The organism is Desulfosarcina ovata subsp. ovata (assembly GCF_009689005.1).
GTDB classification, from domain to species: domain Bacteria; phylum Desulfobacterota; class Desulfobacteria; order Desulfobacterales; family Desulfosarcinaceae; genus Desulfosarcina; species Desulfosarcina ovata.
On sequence record NZ_AP021879.1, the window covers coordinates 1,167,064 to 1,185,822 of the forward strand.

At 54.6% G+C, this 18,759-nt stretch carries 13 protein-coding genes and 3 riboswitches; of the genes, 9 read left to right on the forward strand and 4 right to left on the reverse strand.

Translation table 11 applies throughout. The annotated features are described in order from the left end of the window. Nucleotides 1-12 precede the first annotated feature (12 nt). Nucleotides 13-2,973 carry a DUF5752 family protein gene (locus tag GN112_RS05190; RefSeq protein ID WP_155309257.1) on the reverse strand — a complete coding sequence of 987 codons (2,961 nt, stop codon included), beginning with the start codon at nt 2,971-2,973 and terminating at the stop codon, nt 13-15. A 39-nt stretch (nt 2,974-3,012) separates the two neighbouring features. On the opposite strand from GN112_RS05190, the gene GN112_RS05195 reads away from it, so the two are divergent. From GN112_RS05195 to GN112_RS05220, 6 genes are all read left to right on the forward strand, one after another. Further along, nucleotides 3,013-3,279, forward strand: coding sequence for a hypothetical protein (locus tag GN112_RS05195; RefSeq protein ID WP_155309258.1), 267 nt, complete (start codon nt 3,013-3,015; stop codon nt 3,277-3,279). A 26-nt stretch (nt 3,280-3,305) separates the two neighbouring features. Further along, nucleotides 3,306-6,314, forward strand: a complete 3,009-nt coding sequence (locus GN112_RS05200) for an HD domain-containing phosphohydrolase (RefSeq protein ID WP_155309259.1) — start codon at nt 3,306-3,308, stop codon at nt 6,312-6,314. Nucleotides 6,315-6,662: 348 nt separating this feature from the next. Then, nucleotides 6,663-6,870, forward strand: a riboswitch (cobalamin riboswitch). Nucleotides 6,871-6,970: 100 nt separating this feature from the next. After that, nucleotides 6,971-7,963 carry an ABC transporter substrate-binding protein gene (locus tag GN112_RS05205; RefSeq protein WP_155309260.1) on the forward strand — a complete coding sequence of 331 codons (993 nt, stop codon included), beginning with the start codon at nt 6,971-6,973 and terminating at the stop codon, nt 7,961-7,963. Beyond that, nucleotides 7,960-8,967 carry a FecCD family ABC transporter permease gene (locus GN112_RS05210; RefSeq protein ID WP_197743264.1) on the forward strand — a complete coding sequence of 336 codons (1,008 nt, stop codon included), beginning with the start codon at nt 7,960-7,962 and terminating at the stop codon, nt 8,965-8,967. Before GN112_RS05205 ends, GN112_RS05210 begins: the two co-directional genes overlap by 4 nt. Further along, nucleotides 8,964-9,746, forward strand: coding sequence for an ABC transporter ATP-binding protein (locus GN112_RS05215; protein WP_155309261.1), 783 nt, complete (start codon nt 8,964-8,966; stop codon nt 9,744-9,746). The genes GN112_RS05210 and GN112_RS05215 overlap by 4 nt, the downstream gene beginning before the upstream one ends. Before the next feature lie 73 nt (nt 9,747-9,819). Beyond that, nucleotides 9,820-10,215 carry a hypothetical protein gene (locus GN112_RS05220; RefSeq protein WP_155309262.1) on the forward strand — a complete coding sequence of 132 codons (396 nt, stop codon included), beginning with the start codon at nt 9,820-9,822 and terminating at the stop codon, nt 10,213-10,215. A 1-nt stretch (nt 10,216) separates the two neighbouring features. Here the strand turns inward: GN112_RS05220 and GN112_RS05225 are convergent, their stop codons facing one another. Continuing rightward, nucleotides 10,217-10,453 carry a hypothetical protein gene (locus GN112_RS05225; protein WP_155309263.1) on the reverse strand — a complete coding sequence of 79 codons (237 nt, stop codon included), beginning with the start codon at nt 10,451-10,453 and terminating at the stop codon, nt 10,217-10,219. Nucleotides 10,454-10,675: 222 nt separating this feature from the next. On the opposite strand from GN112_RS05225, the gene GN112_RS05230 reads away from it, so the two are divergent. Continuing rightward, nucleotides 10,676-13,996 (forward strand): cache domain-containing protein, encoded by a 3,321-nt coding sequence (locus GN112_RS05230; RefSeq protein ID WP_155309264.1) that lies wholly within the window; start codon nt 10,676-10,678, stop codon nt 13,994-13,996. Between the two features lie 283 nt (nt 13,997-14,279). On the opposite strand, the gene GN112_RS05235 is transcribed toward GN112_RS05230, so the two are convergent. Then, nucleotides 14,280-14,945, reverse strand: coding sequence for a polysaccharide deacetylase family protein (locus GN112_RS05235; RefSeq protein ID WP_155309265.1), 666 nt, complete (start codon nt 14,943-14,945; stop codon nt 14,280-14,282). Nucleotides 14,946-15,792: 847 nt separating this feature from the next. Beyond that, a riboswitch (cobalamin riboswitch) is annotated at nt 15,793-15,956 on the reverse strand. A gap of 96 nt (nt 15,957-16,052) precedes the next feature. Continuing rightward, a riboswitch (cobalamin riboswitch) is annotated at nt 16,053-16,235 on the forward strand. Between the two features lie 672 nt (nt 16,236-16,907). Between GN112_RS05235 and GN112_RS05240 the strand changes: the two genes are divergently transcribed. Then, the gene (locus GN112_RS05240; protein WP_155309266.1) at nt 16,908-17,198 is read left to right on the forward strand and encodes a Nif11-like leader peptide family natural product precursor; all 291 of its coding nucleotides are present in this window, start codon (nt 16,908-16,910) and stop codon (nt 17,196-17,198) included. Nucleotides 17,199-17,219: 21 nt separating this feature from the next. Next, nucleotides 17,220-17,468 (forward strand): hypothetical protein, encoded by a 249-nt coding sequence (locus tag GN112_RS05245; RefSeq protein ID WP_155309267.1) that lies wholly within the window; start codon nt 17,220-17,222, stop codon nt 17,466-17,468. Between the two features lie 83 nt (nt 17,469-17,551). Here GN112_RS05245 and GN112_RS05250 read toward each other — a convergent pair whose 3' ends face one another. Next, complete coding sequence (locus GN112_RS05250; protein WP_162458790.1) at nt 17,552-18,718, reverse strand: FmdE family protein; 1,167 nt, start codon at nt 18,716-18,718, stop codon at nt 17,552-17,554. Nucleotides 18,719-18,759: the final 41 nt, after the last annotated feature.

Here is an 18,759-nt window from a genome sequence, read left to right on the forward strand (position 1 = left end):
TTGAGTCCATTTTTATATAATCACGCACCGGGACCGTCGACCGTCAACTTTGAGGGTGACCGGGGTCTCCAGGCGCAGATGGGCGACAAAGGTCAGATCACTCTGCCTGGGCAGCGAAACCAGCCAGTCCCAGTCCAGTCGACCGCCGGACGCCTTGGAAACGGTAATGTAGTTGATCCCCAGGGTCGTTATGTTGTGAAAAAAGTGCGAACCTTGAGAGGGTTCGGCCACCAGTTTGTCCGATTCGGTTTCAATCATCGCCCCAACACCGGAGATATCGGACCAGTTCACCGGAATTCCCAGCCACCGGTCGGCCGACCCCCAGCGGCCCGGCCCCACCAGCAGATATTTGCGTTGCTCATTGACCAGCGTGGCGTTCAGCTTGGCAATTTCACGGGCAATCAGGGTGGTCTTGCCCGGGTCAAACACCTCCGGTTTGACGAAAATAATATCCGCCATATCCTGTTTGACGGCATTGCCCAGGGCCATTTCAGAAAAACAGCGCGCGTTTTCAATCTCCTCGGTGGAGATATTCACCTGTTCCAGCTCAGCGCGGGCCGTCATGGGACGAATCTGCAGAAAGGCGAACTGCGGTGGCAGGCTGCCCTGGGCTGCCAGATTGACCGAAAATTCCATCTCAACCGGGCAGCCCATGCCCTGCTCGCCCAGTTTGAGCAGATCTTTGATGATGGCCGCCAACGGAAATTCATTGTATTTGAGGATATGGGCAAACGTCAGCACCCGCATTCCCGGAATGTGGACCGTGTCCCGGATCCGATGCTCATCCGGCACATAGGTACTGGCCAGCAGCTGCAGCGGCAACTCGTCTTCGGCATCGGCCACGTCACGGTGCCACAGGCTGGCCGCATCATTGGCGGCCAGGGAATGGCAGCAGCCCTCCATCTTCAGTGCATAGAAATGGCGCTGTGCATTTTCAAGAATATCCTCCACCGTGGAACGCTGGGGCAGCAGCTGTGGGTGGCACGGAGAAAAACGGAGCGTTTTTTCGCCTTCCACAACGGTCTTGCCGAGTCCCATGGCAATGGTGACAATCCCCTCTTCGGATTTCATGCGGGCAAACGGGTAGTAGTTGTGGGACTGGGCAACACCGGAGATGGCCGGATAAAAACTGTCGCCATAGCGTGACCCCATCAGTTTCTGAATGATCACCGCCATCTGCTCTTCTTCCGTGCGATGCCCCACCCGCTTTGAGAATGCTTTCGGGCCTTGATAGTAGGTGGACGCATAAACCAGTTTGATGGCTTGGATCAGATGATCGAGGCGACGTTCCAGATCCGGACAGTCGTTGGTGATCATATAAGTACGGTAGAGACCGGCATAGGCCCTGAACTGGGCGTCTTCCAGCAGGCTGGAGGAACGGATGGCCAGCGGATAGGTCACCTGCGCCAGATAGTCGCGCAGTTTGGCTTCGATCCATTCGGGGAAACGGCTGTTGACAAAAATATCGGCTATCTGCTCATCGGGCAGATCTGTCTTGGAGAGATAGCGCAGCTGGTTGTCCTCCACAAACGATTCAAACCCGTCCGTGGTGATGACCAGTGTCTGTGGCACGACAATATCAATACCTTCATAGCGCTGCGAGAAATCGTTGTTTTGCCTCAAAAGGGAGGTAATGAAGGCCAACCCCCTGGCCTTTCCGCCCAGAGACCCTTTTCCAATTTTAAAAAATTCAGTGTCAAAATCAGCACCGGCCGTTTCAAAATCGGCAACGATCCCTTTCTGCCGTCGTTTGCGCCGGTCGGCAATGATTTCGATCAGGTGGCGGCGATGACTCTCCACATCGGTAAAATCATCATCGTTGATGGGACGGACTTGTGCCGCCAGGCCCATTTCGGTACGCGCGAAAAGCCAGCGCGAAAAATCATTGCGATTGCAATGATACCGGAAAGAGGCCTCCGGTATGGTGGCCAGATGCTGTTCCAGCGCCTTGAGGTTGGACGCCCGGCAGCCGATCTCCGTTCCGTCGGGCATGCGGAAAACAAAATCGCCAAATCCCAGGTAGACCTTGAAAAAAAGCCGCACGTCCTGGTGCAGCGTATCTGAATTCTTGTCGACAAATGCTGCCGAAAGCATCGCGGCCTTCGCGGCATTGGCCGGTTCCGAACTGGCCAGCAGCAAGGGGATACCAAAACGCTGCTTCCTGACATGCCTGAGGAAATCCACACCGGCAGTATCATCCATGACGCCATTGCGAGAAAAGCGGACGTCGGATATCACGCCGAGGACAAAGGCTTCATACTCTTCATAGAGGGATAATGCCTCCTCGTAGTTACCGGCCACCAATATCTTGGGCCGGGCGCGCATGGTGACCAGGCGGTGCTCTTCGTTGAGCGTGCCCTCCATTACCGCTTGTGTCTGGCAGACCAGTTCACGGTATAAAATGGGCAGCAGGGATGACAGGTAATAGGGCGAGTCCTCAACAAAAAGAATCACCCGTACTCCAGCCGACGCAGTATCCTTGGCCACATTCATGCGATCCTCGGCACTTTTAATCAGTGCCACGAGAATATCGGTGTTCCCTGACCAGACAAAGGTCCGGTCGATACCCGGCGCATTGTCCGGCTCGATCATCTCCGGGGAGGGAATGGTGTCGTGGGAAAGCAGAATCACCGGCAGGTCCGGTGCTTTTTTCTTTATTTTGTGTCCCAGGGCGGCCGCCCCCATATCCGACAGGCGCGGCATGGTGATGACCATGTCAAAGGGTTTGCGGTCAAGGGCGGCAAGGGCTTCTTCGGCGGTCGACACCCATGTCATGCGCGGCGGCTGGCTCAGGTTGAGGCCGCGATACTCGTTAACGACCCGCTCGGACAGGCGACAGTCGTCTTCCATGATCCAGGCATCGTATGGCGTGGAGACCAGCAGAATGTCGCTCACCTTGCGGGCCATCAGTTCGTGGAACAGCTTGAACCGGGAGTCGGAATCGTTGAAATACGGTTTTTTCGTCAATGCCATGGGTCGATGATCTTCCATCGGTGGCCAGGCGGGCAACCCATGCCCGCGTCACCGGTTCCGGCGTTGCAAAAAAAAGCGCCTATAGTTGAAAACACTTTGGAAAGTCAAGCAGATTGTATGCAGCATAACGGAAATCATGGCAAAAAGAAACTGCATGGCGGCTTGCATTACCATCGCAGATGGTGGATGATGGTCGTCGAACATCTCCCCCCTGCATCGGCATATACTAGATCAAAAAACGTTTTGCCGCAAGATCTGTGGGAAAGCACCGGACCGGACAGCCCCAAAACCGCATTGGAATCGTGACGTTATTGTTTCAACGGGAGGTCCCCATGCCCTTCAGCAAAAAAAAATATCCATTTTATATCGGCATCACCACGCTGGTTGTGGTGATTGTCCTGACCTTGAGCGGATTTTTTTTGGGAATCAGCCATCATGAAAGCAAAACCGCGGCAATGCAGATGGCGGACCGACTCTTTTCGGAAATCAACGCCAAAACCATGCAGCGCTATGAAAGCGTCATCGCGTCGGTTGCCGTATTGGTCGGTTCGGCAAGCCATATGCCCGCAATGGCCACCGCACCCACCGGCAGCGGGTTGTCTCATCCTGGAATCGCGATGATGCTCAGGGCGCTCACCCTGAACGATTATCTTTTCTCCTCCTATGTCGGTTATGATGACGGCAGTTTTATCCAGGTCGTCGGCGTCGGCAAGCGGGAGGAATTCCGCCGCTATTTTGGAGCACCGCCGGAAACCGCCTACGTTCTGCGGATCATCGCACCTGACGCCGACGGAACATTGATTCAGCGTTGGCATTTTTTGGATCCGCATCACCATCGCATTGGAGTGCGCGACGATCTGGACCCGGGCTACGATCCGCGCGGTCGGCCATGGTACACCCGGGCGCAGCTGGAGGATGCGGCCTTCTATACCGCCCCCTATATTTTCAGCTCAACCAGACTGCCCGGCATCACCTGTGCAGAGCGGCTGGGCAGCGGGAAAGGCGTTTTCGGAGCCGATATCACCCTGGAGCGGTTCACCCAATCCCTTGCCCGCCAGCGTGTATCGGAAAATGGCATGCTTTTCCTCTTCGACCGGAGGGGAAGGCTGATCGCCCATTCCCATGAATCCGCGGTACAGACCAGCCGGGACGATTCGCTGCGCTTTCTCCCCGGCGCTGAGTCGGATGACCCGCTGGTCCGGTCTGTGGTGGCCGGCTATCTGTCAGACCCGGATCAAATGGGAGATCGTACCCGGGAAGCGGAAATTGGCGGGTCGATGTACCTGGTTCGGACAACACGGCTGAAAGCGAAACTGAAATTCGATCAGGTCCTGGCCGTCATCGCCCCGGTTGCCGACTTTACCGGCCATATCCGGCAAATGCAGCAACGCATATTTTTTTTCTCGGGCCTGACCCTGCTGGCCTTTTTACCCGTGGTCCTTTTTGTTTCGCGCAAGATTTCCGGGTCCCTGATCCTGCTGGAGCTGGAGTCCATGAAAATACGACGGTTCGACTTTACCCCTTCAGCACCGTTCGATTCCAATATCAAGGAAATCCATTCGCTGATTCAGGCCTTCGTACTCATGAAAAGTACCATCCGGACACGCACCGATGCGCTGATCGCCACGCAGGGAAAATTGAAAAGCCTGGTTGACAGTGGCATCTCCCTGACCGCTGAAAAAAACATGGACCAGCTTCTGCGCCATACTTTCAAACGGGCACGGGAACTGTCCCGGACCGATGGGGGAATCCTCTACCTGCGCAATGCGTCCAATCAGCTCGAACTTCGAATTCTGGAAAATGCGTCCGGTCCCCTGGCACACCCCAATGGCATCAATGTGAGCGACCCCGCGGCCCCGGCACCGCCCCCCGGCGATACCAGCAAGACGGCCGGTTGGGTGGCGGCAACCGCCAAAACCATTGTGGCCAACCGAATGAATGAGCAGTCAATCGACCGTGCCGAAGCGGATTGCCACAATCTGCTCACCGTTCCTCTGAGTACAAGAGAAGGGGTGACCCTTGGTGTACTGCAGTTGTTCAATGCCCGTGATGATCAGGGCAAAAAGATTGTCCCCTTTGACAAGGAGATCGTCGGATTCGTCGAGGCCCTGACGGCCCAGGCCGCCGTGGCCCTGCACAACAAGCATCTGATGGAAGAACAACGTGCCCTGTTCGATGCCTTCATCCAGATGATTGCCGGCGCCATTGATGCAAAATCGCCTTATACCGGCAACCACTGTGCACGGGTACCCGAAGTAGCCGAGATGCTGGCCAGGGCGGCGCACCAGACCCCAACCGGTCCGTTTGCCGATTTTCGCATGCAGACGCAGGATCAGTGGCGGGAATTTCGCGTGGCGGCCTGGCTGCACGATTGTGGCAAGGTCACCACCCCCGAATACATCGTCGATAAGGCCACCAAACTGGAAACCATCTGCAACCGCATCCATGAAATCCGTATGCGTTTCGAGGTGCTTCTGCGCGATGCGGAAATTACCAGCTACCGGCAGCGTCTGGCCGGCAACGGCAATAAAGCGGAGATTGAAGAACAGCTGCAGGCAAGCCGCCGGCAGATCATGGAGGATTTCGCCTTTGTCGCCGACTGCAACATGGGTGGCGAATCCATGGCCGACGAAGACATTGCGCGTTTGCAGCAGATTGGCGCACAAACGTGGGTGCGTCACCTGGACGACCGCATCGGCATTTCCCAAAAGGAAAGCGCCCTGAAACGCCGCCATCCGGCCGCCGGATTGCCGGCCATTGAGCCCATTCTGGCCGACAAGCCGGAGCATGTCATCCCCAGGCCCCTGCCGAACACTCAGGAAAAAGAAACCATGGGAATCGTCATGCAAATTCCCGCCAACGAGACCAATCTGGGAGAACTCTACAACCTGAGCATCCCCAGGGGAACCCTTACCACCGAAGATCGGTTCAAAATCCAGGCCCACATTATCGAAACCATCCGCATGCTGGATCGTCTGCCCTTCCCCGACTATCTGGCCAATGTTGCCGATTACGCCGGTGCGCACCACGAAACCATGATCGGTACGGGCTATCCGCGGGGGCTGAAAAAAGAGCAGATTTCGATTCCCGCACGGATCATGGCCATTGCCGATATTTTCGAGGCACTGACCGCTACGGACCGGCCCTACAAAGAGCCCAAAACGCTGAGCCAGGCCCTTGGCATCATGCGGCGGATGCGTGACGAGCAGCACATTGACGCCGACCTGTTCGACCTGTTTTTGACGGAAGGGATTTACCGGACCTATGCCCAGCGGTTCATGGATCCGCACCAGATCGATGCGGTGGATATTCGGCAGTACCTCTCGCAAGGGGCGCCATAGTAAGGCAACCCCGCATAAGCCCTCCTCCAATAAGGAAGTCAACAGTGATGGCATGCCCTGGCTCAAGTCGGCATCGGGCATGACGGCCACGATGTTTTTGGCGATATCCTCGAGGGTGTAGCCACACATCAGGGTGGTCACGCCATCTTAGCAAATTCCTTTTCCGATATGGAAGCGGCATCGGGCTGAAGGATTTTCTTGAAATCCTCCAGCAGCGTCTTCACGAAATCAAGAATGTAGGTCATAATATTTCCATTTTACAATCTCGATTTTACGATCAGACCGACTCAATCGAAAAACACGGAAAACCCATTGACATCAATCCGGCGATTGGGTTTATTAGCGCGACAACAAAATGATTCATCCAGTTGCCCCTCGGGCGGATCCACCCGGAGGGCGCTTTCAGAGGGAAAGCGGTGCAAATCCGCTGCGGACCCGCCACTGTGAGTGGGGACGAAAGCCGCAACAGCTCACTGCCTGATCCGGTCAGGCGGGAAGAGGCGGCCGGTAGGACGATCCACGAGTCAGGAAACCTTGACGGATGATGGAATTCAATGCGCCTTCGCGGTCAAGGCGGATTCAACCGAGTGGCAGACAGATCTTGCCCCGCCTTGATTCCGTTTCGGAGGTGGGGCTTTTTTTATCTGAGACGATCCATGACAAACCCGTGCATTCCCCGACATCCCGACACGCCCGACCGGCCACGCAGGCCCACTCTCCAGCACTATAGACGGCTGATCCGGTTCGGCCAATGCGTATTGAGTGCACTGCTGCTGACGGCGCTGCTGACGTCCTGGTCGGCCGCCGGAACCGTGGCCGACCGACTGGGGCGCCAGGTCCGGTTGCCGGATCACCCCCGGCGGATTGTCTCGCTGGCGCCCAGTATCACCGAGATTCTCTTCGCCCTCGATCTGTCCGGACGACTGGTGGGGGTAACCCAGTTCAGCGACTTTCCAGCGGCAGCCGCGACCCTGCCCAAAGTCGGCTCCTATGTTCACCTGGACGTGGAGAGAATTGTCGCCCTTGACCCCGACCTGTGTATTGCCATCAAAGACGGCAATCCCGTTTCAGTGGTCAACAAACTCGAATCCATCGGCATTCCGGTTTACGCCGTGGACCCACGGGATCTGCCATCGGTCATGGAAACCCTGTCGGAACTGGGCCGCGTGCTGGATGTGCACCCGCGGGCCACGCAAATCGTCACCGGAATGAGGCAGCGCATTGATCGGGTACAGCAACAGGTGGCCACGTCCGATCGGCGACCCGGCGTCTTTTTCCAGATCGGCATCGCCCCGATTGTCTCGGCGGGAACCAACACCTTCATTCATGAACTGATCACCATGGCCGGCGGAGTCAACCTCGCCCAGGGGCCGGTCCCCTACCCCCGTTTCTCCAAAGAAGAGGTCATCGGCCTGCGGCCGGAGATCATGGTCATCACTTCCATGGCACGGCAGGCGGTTTTCGAACAGGTCAAACGGGACTGGCAGCAATGGCAGGCAATACCGGCCGTCATGAACGACCGAATCTACATCGTGGATTCCAATGTTCTCGACCGGCCCACCCCGCGACTGGTGGAGGGCCTGGAACAGCTGGCCCGTCTGATCCACCCGGACGTTTTCAAAGCCGCCCCCCGGAAGCCGCAGCCATGATCCGCCGACCCGTCTCCCTGCCGCTGAAGATTGCCATGGTCTGTATGCTTCTGCTCCTTTTTCTCCTGGGCGCCATGCTGGCCGGGATTTCCATGGGTTCGTCGGGCAGCGGCCTGAAAGCCGTCTGGTCGTCTCTTTTTCAGGGAAATGGGGATACCATGCAGTCGGCCATCATCTGGCGGATCCGTCTGCCCCGGGTCCTTTTGGCGGCCCTGGTGGGGGCCGCACTCTCCCTGGGCGGCCTCGTCTTCCAGGCCCTTCTGAAAAACCCGCTGGCCGAGCCCTACATTCTGGGCATTTCGGGGGGTGCGGCGATCGGCGCCATCGTCGGTATCATCCTGGGGTTGTCCCGCATTCCCGGTGTCGGAATCATGGCATTTCTCGGCAGTCTGGCGACCTTGCTGCTGATTATCCTGATTTCATCGGGCCGGGCCATTATCGTCAAAGATTCCCTGCTGCTCTCCGGTGTCATGGTCAATGCCTTTTGCTCCGCAGTAATTATGTTTCTGCTCTCGATCACCCAGGACGCCCGTCTGCATAACATTATCTTCTGGCTCATGGGTGACCTGTCCGCCTCGCAGATCCAGCATGTGGCCATGCTGGCGGCGGTGTTGCTGCCCTGTTTCATTATCATCTTCATGCATTCCAACCGCATGAACCTGCTGCTGCTGGGCGGCGACATGGCCACCTCCATGGGGGTTGCCGTAAAACGGGTAACCCTGGTGCTGCTGATCACCACTTCGCTGATGGTCAGCGTCACGGTCAGCCAATGCGGCCTGATCGGTTTCGTCGGCCTGGTGATTCCCCACCTGTTGCGGCTGATTGTCGGCCCTGACCACCGGGTCCTGGCACCCGGCTGCATCTTGGGCGGCGGCGCATACATGGTGGTGTGTGATTTGCTGGCCCGCGTCCTGCCCGCCCAAGGAGAGATGCCCGGCGGAGTAATCACGGCCATGATCGGTGCTCCGCTGTTTATCATTCTCCTGAGGCGATCCAGACAATGAGTCCGGCAATCGACATCCATGGATTGTGCTACGCCTATTCAGGCATCCCCGTACTGCAGGATCTGACCTTTGCGGTTGAACGGAGCGCGTTCTTTGTGGTCATCGGTCCCAATGGGTCGGGGAAAACGACCCTGCTCAAGACCCTGGCCGGCCTGCAATCTCCATCCAACGGAGAAATTCTCATGGGCGATCGCCCCCTGGCACAGATCAAACGGGGGCAGCTGTCGCGCCAACTGGCCTATGTGGCCCAAACCAGCGACGATGACTGCCCGTTCACCGTGAGGGAACTGGTCCTCATGGGGCGGGCCCCCTATCTGGGCGTGCTGGGGATCGAAGGCCAGGCCGATCTTGACATCGCCAGGCAGGCCATCGAATTCGTCGGTCTTTCTCACTTAGCGGAGCGTCCGGTCAGACACCTCTCCGGCGGCGAACGGCAGCGCGCCCAGATCGCCCGGGCCATCTGTCAGCAGCCGGAACTGATCCTGCTGGACGAACCCACGGCAGCCCTGGATCTGGCCCATCAGGTACGCGTCATGGGGCTTCTGGCCGACCTGAAAACAAAACGCGGCACCACAGTGCTAATGATCTCCCACGATATCAATCTGGCGGCCATGTATGCCGATCGCATCTTGCTGCTGGTCAAAGGCCATATCGCCGCCTGCGGGACACCCGCCCAGGTGATCGATGAGAAGATTCTTTGCCGGGCCTATGACTGCCACCTGAAAGTAGATGGCAGTCCATGCGGTTCCTGGCCGAGGGTAAACTTGGTGAAATCGTAGTAAGGGCAAGCATTCTATATTTCAAGAATTTATTTCTACGATTGATACCCGTGCATTTCGTTGGCCGCGGATATTGGATGTTTACAAAAATAACTTCGGAAGAGATAATTTGTATGTTCTACCATTTGAAGCCCTGCATAATAACCCGAATGAGGTCGTAACCAGGTTATTGAATATAATGGGGGCTCCCATCGTCTATGAAGGTAAATTGCCTGTTTCAAATCCCAGTCTATCAAAAAAAGGTCTTGAACTTACAAGATTTGGGAATACGATTTTGAATCAGAAAGAAAGATCGCTGTTGCGGAATTTTCTACAGGAGAATTTCCCTAAAGCCAAAGAAGATGGATTTGATCTTTTTACGGATGAACAGAGAGAAATATTGATCGACTTTTATCGTCAATCCAACCAAACCCTCTTTAACTACTATATCGTAAAAGAATTTAAAACGGTGGCTTCGACTTATTTGTAATTCAACACCCAGAATAATTTTCGCAATGGTGCTTTTCCCGCTGCCGTTGGGACCCACTGAGTTCAAAAGGACAACGATTATCAAATATCGGATCCAATCTGGCTTTTTCCAAGGCATGGCCGGCCTTCTGTCGCAGGTTCCCATCTTCATTTCTGCCGGCGGCCTTGACGGCGTCGGTCAACTGGACGCCGATCCGGCCCCATGGATCCAGGTCCCTGGATGGGCTTTGAAACAGCATCAGGATGCCCCTGTCCCAATTCCAGATTCAACGTTTCTTCATTGAAAAAGTTTTGCCCCCATTAAAATTCCAGGGTATATTGACATTAATGATATTTGCCGTCTGCCCGCTGACGAAGAGACCCGACATCCGGCCCGCGACCTTCACACCGCTCATTCACTCAGATCTGGCGCCATAGTAGCCGAAAAGCGCTTTCATTTTCCAATATCATTAGGAGAATCAATGCGATTTAGAAAGGCACGAGTGAAAAAAGAAGCCTCGTTGCGAGCGAAGATGATTTTCGGCGGCATCCTCATCCTTTTCGTTCCCGTCTTTTTCATCGGCTCGGTGACCTTCATCAATTCGTCACGCACATCAGAGGATATCGCCAAACTGCAGTTCGTCCAGATCGCCCAGAGTCTGTCCGGGATGCTCGAACTCGCCTTGAATAAAGATCTGAAGGTTCTGGAAAAAATCGCCAAGGATCCCAAAATCATAGCGGCGATGATAGCTCAAAACAAAACGGTCATACGAAGCGATCTATCCGTCGTCCATCAAATGTTTTCACCGAATTATGAAGGGGTTGGGGTCTTTAACGCCGATGGCATTGTTTACTGCGACGGTATCGATATTGCTCGTGAAGGCATTTATATCGGCGACAGACAATATTTCAAAGAGGCAAAGAAAGGCAGGCCTGGAGTTCTCCCTGTGGTCCGATCCCGGGCGACCGGGGCGTCGGTTTTCGGGGTATCCGCACCGATGTTCTCGCCGGAAGGCGATTTTCTCGGCGGAGTGGTGGGCGTGCTCAAAGTCGACCACCTGATCGATTACATTTCTACCATTCAGATCGGAAGAACCGGATACGCATTCATGCTTGATCCGGAGGGCCTGGTGATTGCCCATCCCGATAAAAATATTGTCCTGAAGGTGCACATTAGGGACATGACCGGTCTTGATGCCCTGATCAGCAAGGTAGAAAGCCGCCAGGCCGGTACGGTTTCCTATACCTACGCCGGAAAAAAAAAGATCGCGGGATTGGCGCCGGTTGAACTGACCGGGTGGACCATCGGTGTGTGCCAGAACAGGGAAGAGATTCTGTCCTTGGCTCACGACAATATAACCTTCACCCTGATGATCAGTGCGTTGTTTGCGCTCCTGACCATCTTGGCAGTACTGGTCCTTTCCGGCAAAATCAGTGTTCCGGTAGAACAGAAGTTGAGTTATCTTAGCCATGCCCCTGAACAGGCCATGGAGGCGACCCAGGCCGGAGCCTGGGAGGCGGACCCGGTGACCCAAACTGTGACTTTCAGCGACCAGTGGTTCACCATGCTCGGTCGGAAGCCGCAACGTGCCCGCGTTTCCTTAAAAAAAACCGCGGATTTCATCCATCCCGAAGACTATCCTGCGATGATCCGGACCATTGAAGAATTTCTCGCCGGCGGCGGGAAGGGGCAGTCTGAAATCGAATTTCGGCTTCGCCGGGCGGACGGGTCTTGGTGCTGGGTTCTGTCCAAGAGCCGGGCCATCGAACGTAATGAAAAGGGAGAGCCGGCGCGCATCATCGGACTGGATATCAATATCGAAAAGATCAAGGCGGCCCAGATCGAACTGGCCCAGAGTGAAAGTCGGTTCCGGGCGCTCTTCCGGCTGGCGCCTTTGCCCCTGGCCGAGGTTGCGGGCGATCGCATCGTCGGAATCAACGAACGGTTCCACATGACCCTGGGATATACCATAGGTAACCTGCCAACCCAGGATGTATGGTGGGAAAAGGCCTTCCCGGACCTAAAATACCGCAGCCGGGTCAAGTCAGGGTGGCAGGCGGAGGTCGACCGGGCACGGAAAGAAAAAACCGATGCGTATGGTGGGGAATGGCAGGTGACAGCCAAGGACGGAACGGTCCACACCATGGTCATCAGCGCCGGCGCAATCGGCAACAGCATGCTCATCAGTTTTTTCGACATCACCGAACGCAAACAGATAGAGAACATTCAGCAAGAAAGCCTGGAGTTGCTCAGGGCCACGTTCGACGCCACCCCAGACGGGATCATGGTGGTGGATCAAAACCTGAACGTGACCCAGGCCAACCGGCAGCTCTATCGGATGTGGCGCATCCCCAGGGAACTTCAGGGAAATGTCGATGAACAGGCGCTCAGAGAATTTGTTTCGGACCAACTGGTGGATCCTGCGGGTTTTCAAAACCTGGATGAGCGCCTGTATCAGAGCCGTACCCAGGATGAATACGAGTTTCTTTTCAAAGATGGTCGGGTTTTCACGTGCTATTCAGCGCCGATGATATTGAATGAAAACGAAATCGGACGGGTCTGGGATTTCCGGGACATCTCGAAACAGAAAAGGGCGGAGGCCGAAAGGGAAAAACTTCAAGGGCAACTGCTCCAGGCACAGAAACTGGAGGCCATCGGCAACCTTGCCGGTGGCCTGGCCCACGACTTCAACAATATGCTGGGAATCATCACGGGATATGCCGAACTCACCCTGAAGGAACTGGCTGACAATAATCCGTTTCGAGGAAATATCGAGCAAATCATAGATGCGGCCCAGCGCTCAGCCGCCCTGACACGCCAGCTTTTGATTTTTTCACGCAAACAGAGGGTAAAACCGGTGTTGATCGATCTGAACGTCGCGATAAATGCCATGCTGAATATGTTACGACGGCTCATCGGAGAAAACATCGAACTGAATTGGCTGCCGCCTGATGAGCCATGTCCGGTCAAGATAGACCCATCCCAGCTCGACCAGATACTCTTCAATCTCTGTATCAACGCCCGGGATGCCATCTCGGATATCGGCCGGATTACCATTAAGGCCGACAGGATCTTTTTCGACGAGACGGCGATCAAAGCCTATGTGGATTGCACTCCCGGGGATTACGTTCACCTATCCATCGAGGACAACGGCAGCGGCATCGACAAGGAAACGGCGAAGCATGTGTTTGAACCGTTTTTTACCACCAAAGAGGTGGGCCGGGGTACCGGACTGGGGCTTGCCACTATTTACGGAATCGTCAAGCAAAATGGGGGGGGAATTAAATTTTACAGCGAGCCGGGCAGTGGGACCGTTTTCAACATTTATCTTCCCAAAGCAGCCGATGAAATTGTACCGGAACAGGCGCAGCACTATGAAAACATCCCGCTTGGCCGGGGAGAAACCATTTTGATTGTAGAAGACGAGCCCTCTCTCATGGAGATGGGCCAGATAATGCTGGCGCGTTTGGGGTACGAGGTGTTGCCCGCAACCACACCGGGCGAAGCTATTCAAATGGTCAAGGAATGCAGCGGCGACATCCATCTCTTTCTCACCGATGTTATTATGCCGGAAATGAACGGCCGTGAACTGATCGACCGCCTGCTGGACATCCGCCCGGGGACCAAGTACATGTTCATGTCCGGCTATGCCGCGGATGTCATCACGGGGAAAGGGGCCATAGACCAGGCCTCCAATTTCATTCAAAAACCATTCAATCTGAAAGATTTTGCGGGCAAGCTCCGAGAAATCTTGAACGGAAGTGACCGGGAAACCCCGGACGACGTTAAGAAAACCGATTAAAAAATATCCTGAAAAAGTGCGCTTTCGATATCGGAGCTGCCGCAGATTCGAATGGTTACCTGACGGAAAAAATCCATCGCATCCACATGCATAATCCGGTTCCCTCCTGGATGGAATCCAACCGACTCCATCAGGCTGCCATATTTTTCAGATGCGCATCGCAGCCAATGCCGCATTCAACATATCATGAAGAATTTCGTCAAATCGCCATTGAATACGCCGATCATGATGAGGAGTGGGAGGCCTTATCTCAGTAAATTTCGTTTCCCCATGGGTGAGGGTTTTATCTGTCGAACAAGTCCGGAAGGTTGCCCCAGCGTGAATCCGGGTCCGCACTGATTCGTGCTAACACGGCGTCCAGCGCCTGCCACATGGCCTCGTCGGCCAGTTCAAAGGAGTGGCCCCAGAAATAGAAAACACCGCAGCGCTTGGCTTCATCGTAGCGCTGCCAGAAATCGGGTGCCAAAAAATGACAACTGGGGTGAAATGCCATGGGGTCCGCCGGAGAAAAGGCATCTGCTGTCGAGTCCACCGTACGGGCATACAGGTGCCCGGCTTTGCGAACCAGCGCCATCACCGCCGGGTTGACCGCACCAAAGGGGTAGGCAAATCCGGCGACCCGCTGACCGAAAAACTGCTGCAGCCGTTCACGACCGACGGCGATCTCTTGCCGCGCCGCTTCGGTGGGCATCTCGCACAGATTGGCATGGGTCAGGCTGTGGTTGGCGATGGTAAACCCGTCATAGACGCTCCGCATCTCATTCCATCCCAGGCGCCATACTTCCTGTCCCGCGTGCATCCAGCCGAACCGGCGCTGATTTTCGTGCAAGCCGGCGCACAGGTTGAACGTGGCCGGTATGCCCATCCGGCGCAGCAGATCCGCCAGTCGGGCGTCCGTGGTCACCCCGTCATCCCAGCACTGGACGACAATGCATGGGCTATCCGGCATAAGTTACCGTACCCGTCTTCTGGACGCATCAATCATCATCAAAGTGCCGCCCTTTTCTACTCATGCGTGTCGGAGAATGCAATGCGGTTTCAAATAATTCCGCGCTATCATATAAGCCGATCAGATTTTTGCATGATGTGCAGAACTTGCGGGGAATCCCGCGACCGGTCCACAACATGTAAACCTGGTGAAACTCCCCGCATCTGGGGCAAATGCACGTGACGATTCTCTTCTTGTATTTATGTTGTCGCACGATCGTTTGAATACGTGTTCGGGAGGTTAGGTGAAGAGTATGCAATCAGATGCCGGTCAATCCCGGATTTCGTACGGTAAACCTTGATGAAACAATGAAGAAACATGATACTTCTCCTTTTGCTGATTGATGTTGATCGTTGTCCGTCTCGGTCCCCTTCAGTAAGCCGGGGGCCTTAAAAAGAATCCGAGATCCTATTCAGCGCGTTTGCGTTGATTTACCGAGAAGCTGAGTGAGTAGAAGTGGACAAAGTGAGGCAGTGGGGTGATCGTCACGGTTTGTTTTCCGTTGCTGGAAGCCGGTCTGTTGATTGAAGCAACCCATTCTGATTGCATCGGCTTTGGATGATGACCGCGAGGAAGATGCGGTTGTCTCCCGTGAAAATCCGTCCCGTCGCTGTACACCGCAGCTGGTCGGCAGTCGGCAAGGCAGGTCTTCTGGCTTTCGGATCATCCTACTCTCCGCACCTTCCCATCCGTTTAGGCGATTGGCGGAAAAGAATGTCCCATATTGTGCCGGATTTTTTTTCGTCTTCAAGGCGGAGCCAAGGTTGCATACTTTACGTATTCGGCCTTGGCACCAACGCAGAAGACGGGAAAAAAGACAAGCAAGATGGGATATTCTTTGACAGAAATCGCCTAAATTCTTTTGGACGGTGGCAACAACGGATTTCGTCCCCGATCACAGCGGCGGGACCACTCCCGATTTGCACGGGATTCCCTATTGAGCCGTTTGGCACCTTACAATCGTATTTTACTGCTCCAATTGATCGAAATTGTCAAGGGTAAGATAGAGAATGATCGTGAGCCTGTTATTTTTCTGCCAAAAACCCATTGACATAAATGCACGTTCTGCTAAAAGGGATTGCAAGGTGCCGCAAGGCTTAATAGGGAATCCCGTTAGAACCGGGGACGGTCCCGCCGCTGTATTCGGGGACGAAATCCGTAAATGCCACTGTCTTATATGGTTAAGACGGGAAGGCGCGGAGAGTAGGATGATCCGAGAGTCAGAAGACCTGCCTTAACAAATCAGCCATGCCCACGGCGATCTGGGTCAATGGCAACCGTAAAGGGTCAAGTAAGCTGGGTGCAGCCCTTCATGCGAGCAGAGGCATGAAGGGCTTTTTGTATTATACCGGTTAATGCCGCACCCTGATCCAAAAAACGGGGGAGGATTTCGGGCAGGAAATCCCCCCCCGTTTTGGCCTACTCAACATTTGATGGTCTCGTAAAAAGTCGCCGTTCAGACGGATTAAACCGCAAAATCCAATGCGCCTTCCCCACGCATCCTCTCCATGCGTGTAGCGCTGGGTGTCCGGTATGCGCAAGCACCGGAAGACAATCGGATGGTCTTGACAGCACCCAGCGCTTTTTCATTAGAAGCATTACATTTTTGAAGACAAAATGAACAACATTTACATATTTGTATATCGATTTTCGTCTTCCAGGCTTAACCGGCTTTATCCATGCCCCTTTCCCCTTCCTTGCCATCCGACATCCATTTGGCCGACATCACCATGGATTAGTCCGGTAAAACACCCCTTTATGCCAAACGCACCTTTATGCTCATGGGGACCCGATAGCGTCGCGTGGGAAAATGGCCTCGCCATGGAATCCCTGGTATGGACCTTGCTGGGTATTTGATGAAACGATAACTGTCCGATCATTAACCGGTGCCTCAATATTTTCACCGGCCAGGAAAGGAGCCCCATGACCATTGGCAACGCGCTTAAATTTATCAAACGAGGAATGACAGACAAGGGCCTGCGGGCGCGGTTGAACGCCGCGACAAGCGTCCAGGCCGTTGAGGAAATTCTCATCGAGGAAAATATCCCCTTCTCGACCCACGACTTTGACGAAGCCTTTCACCATCAACTGACCCTTTGCCAGGAGGAGGAGGAAGCAGACCAACTCAAGGAATTTAGAATGTGGTGGACCTTGTTGTTCCAACTCATCGAACCGGCTGCCTGTCCCAGCGGGTGCGGCGGCTGTAACCCATAACCGATTGAAAGGACATTGTTCATGCAAAAATCAACGCTGGAAAAAATTTTTGAGTACGCCTCCATGCCGCTCCATGGCACTCTCTCCCGCAAGCTGCGCAAGGACATCAGTTGCCAGGTCAACGATGAGAAAGTTTATTCCAACGCCACCCTGTTTTTGGGCGAAGAGTTCGTACGCATTACCGAAACCGAGAAAGGCATAACCACCAACACCTATTACGATTGGGATGGAATTGCCTCAGTCCGCACCATTGCCAAGATCCCCGATTAATCGCATGATTCAGGTGCCCAAACGATTAAATTACCCATCGCTTGGGCACCTGTTGGCGCTATGGCTTGAAGTTATCGGGTTCCTTACTCTTCAGGTGTTGCGAAGGACGCTGCATTGCTTTCGAGCACATTGATCGTATCGACCCCCGGTCGGGCGAGGGATTTGGGAACAACGGAACCATTCAATTCAAACTCTGCCAAAACCTTGACAAACGTTTCGGGTTCATCCATTTTTTCCAGATAATACAGATCCATGCAGAGCTTGTTGATCGTACTGTTCGTATAATTCCCGCATGTATCCGAAAGATCGGCCCAGTCGAACCCGAGCACGATTCCGTCCCATACCCCGCTATCCGGATCCTGGTAATAGACAATCGTATCGGCGGAGACACCAACATCACCAACACCATCACCATCGGCCCATTCCGGCCAACCATCAATATCCGCATCGGTGGCATAGGCCACGGCATAGCCTCTTTTCCCCGGCGTGGCGTTCAACATACTCAGAAATGCATCCTCCTTGCACCAGGGCTGCACGGTATGCACAAAATAGCTCCCCCCAGGGTTCGAGAAGTAGGACTTTGCATAAAGGGCCTCGATGATTCCGGAAGTTACGCCCGGGCAGTAGTGGTCATGGAATTCGAAGGCGCGGATGGCATACACTGGCGCTCCCTCCGCCACCGCGTTGGCAATAGTCACGATCCTGAACTCATTGCCGCCAAAAATTTCAGCGTCGAATTTTTCGGCATAGATCTCCTCATTTGCATACAAATGCTCGGCGTTAATCTTCTCACACGCGGTGGTCGAGAAAAACTGGCTGCTTTTCTTATGCTTCCCACAACAGCCGGCATACACCGCATCGGGGTCCACCTCGAGGTAAGCGCAATACCCGGAGCGCGGTTGATAGACGGCAAACCAGAGCGCCTTTTCCGCAGCACTGTGGATCTCCACCAGGCTGTTGTCACCCCGGCCGACGCCCAGCACCTGAACCAGGCCGTCCAAGGCAGCCATGGTGGATTGTTCGTCGACCTCTGCATAACCGGCGTTGGTCAAGGCAATGTATCCCTTGGCGCCATTGAAACGATGGGATGAGCGGGACAGCATTTTAACCGCCTTGGTGGCAGCCTGTCGGCCGACGGTTTTCCAGTAGGTATAATCACTGTCCGTGGAGCAGTCCCGGGCCGATGCGGAAAATGCAAATCCGGTAATCAACAGAAACATCATCGAAATTGAGACAACAACCGTTTTCACTGCAGTTCTCTTTTGACGAAACATGAAGATCTCCTTTTGTA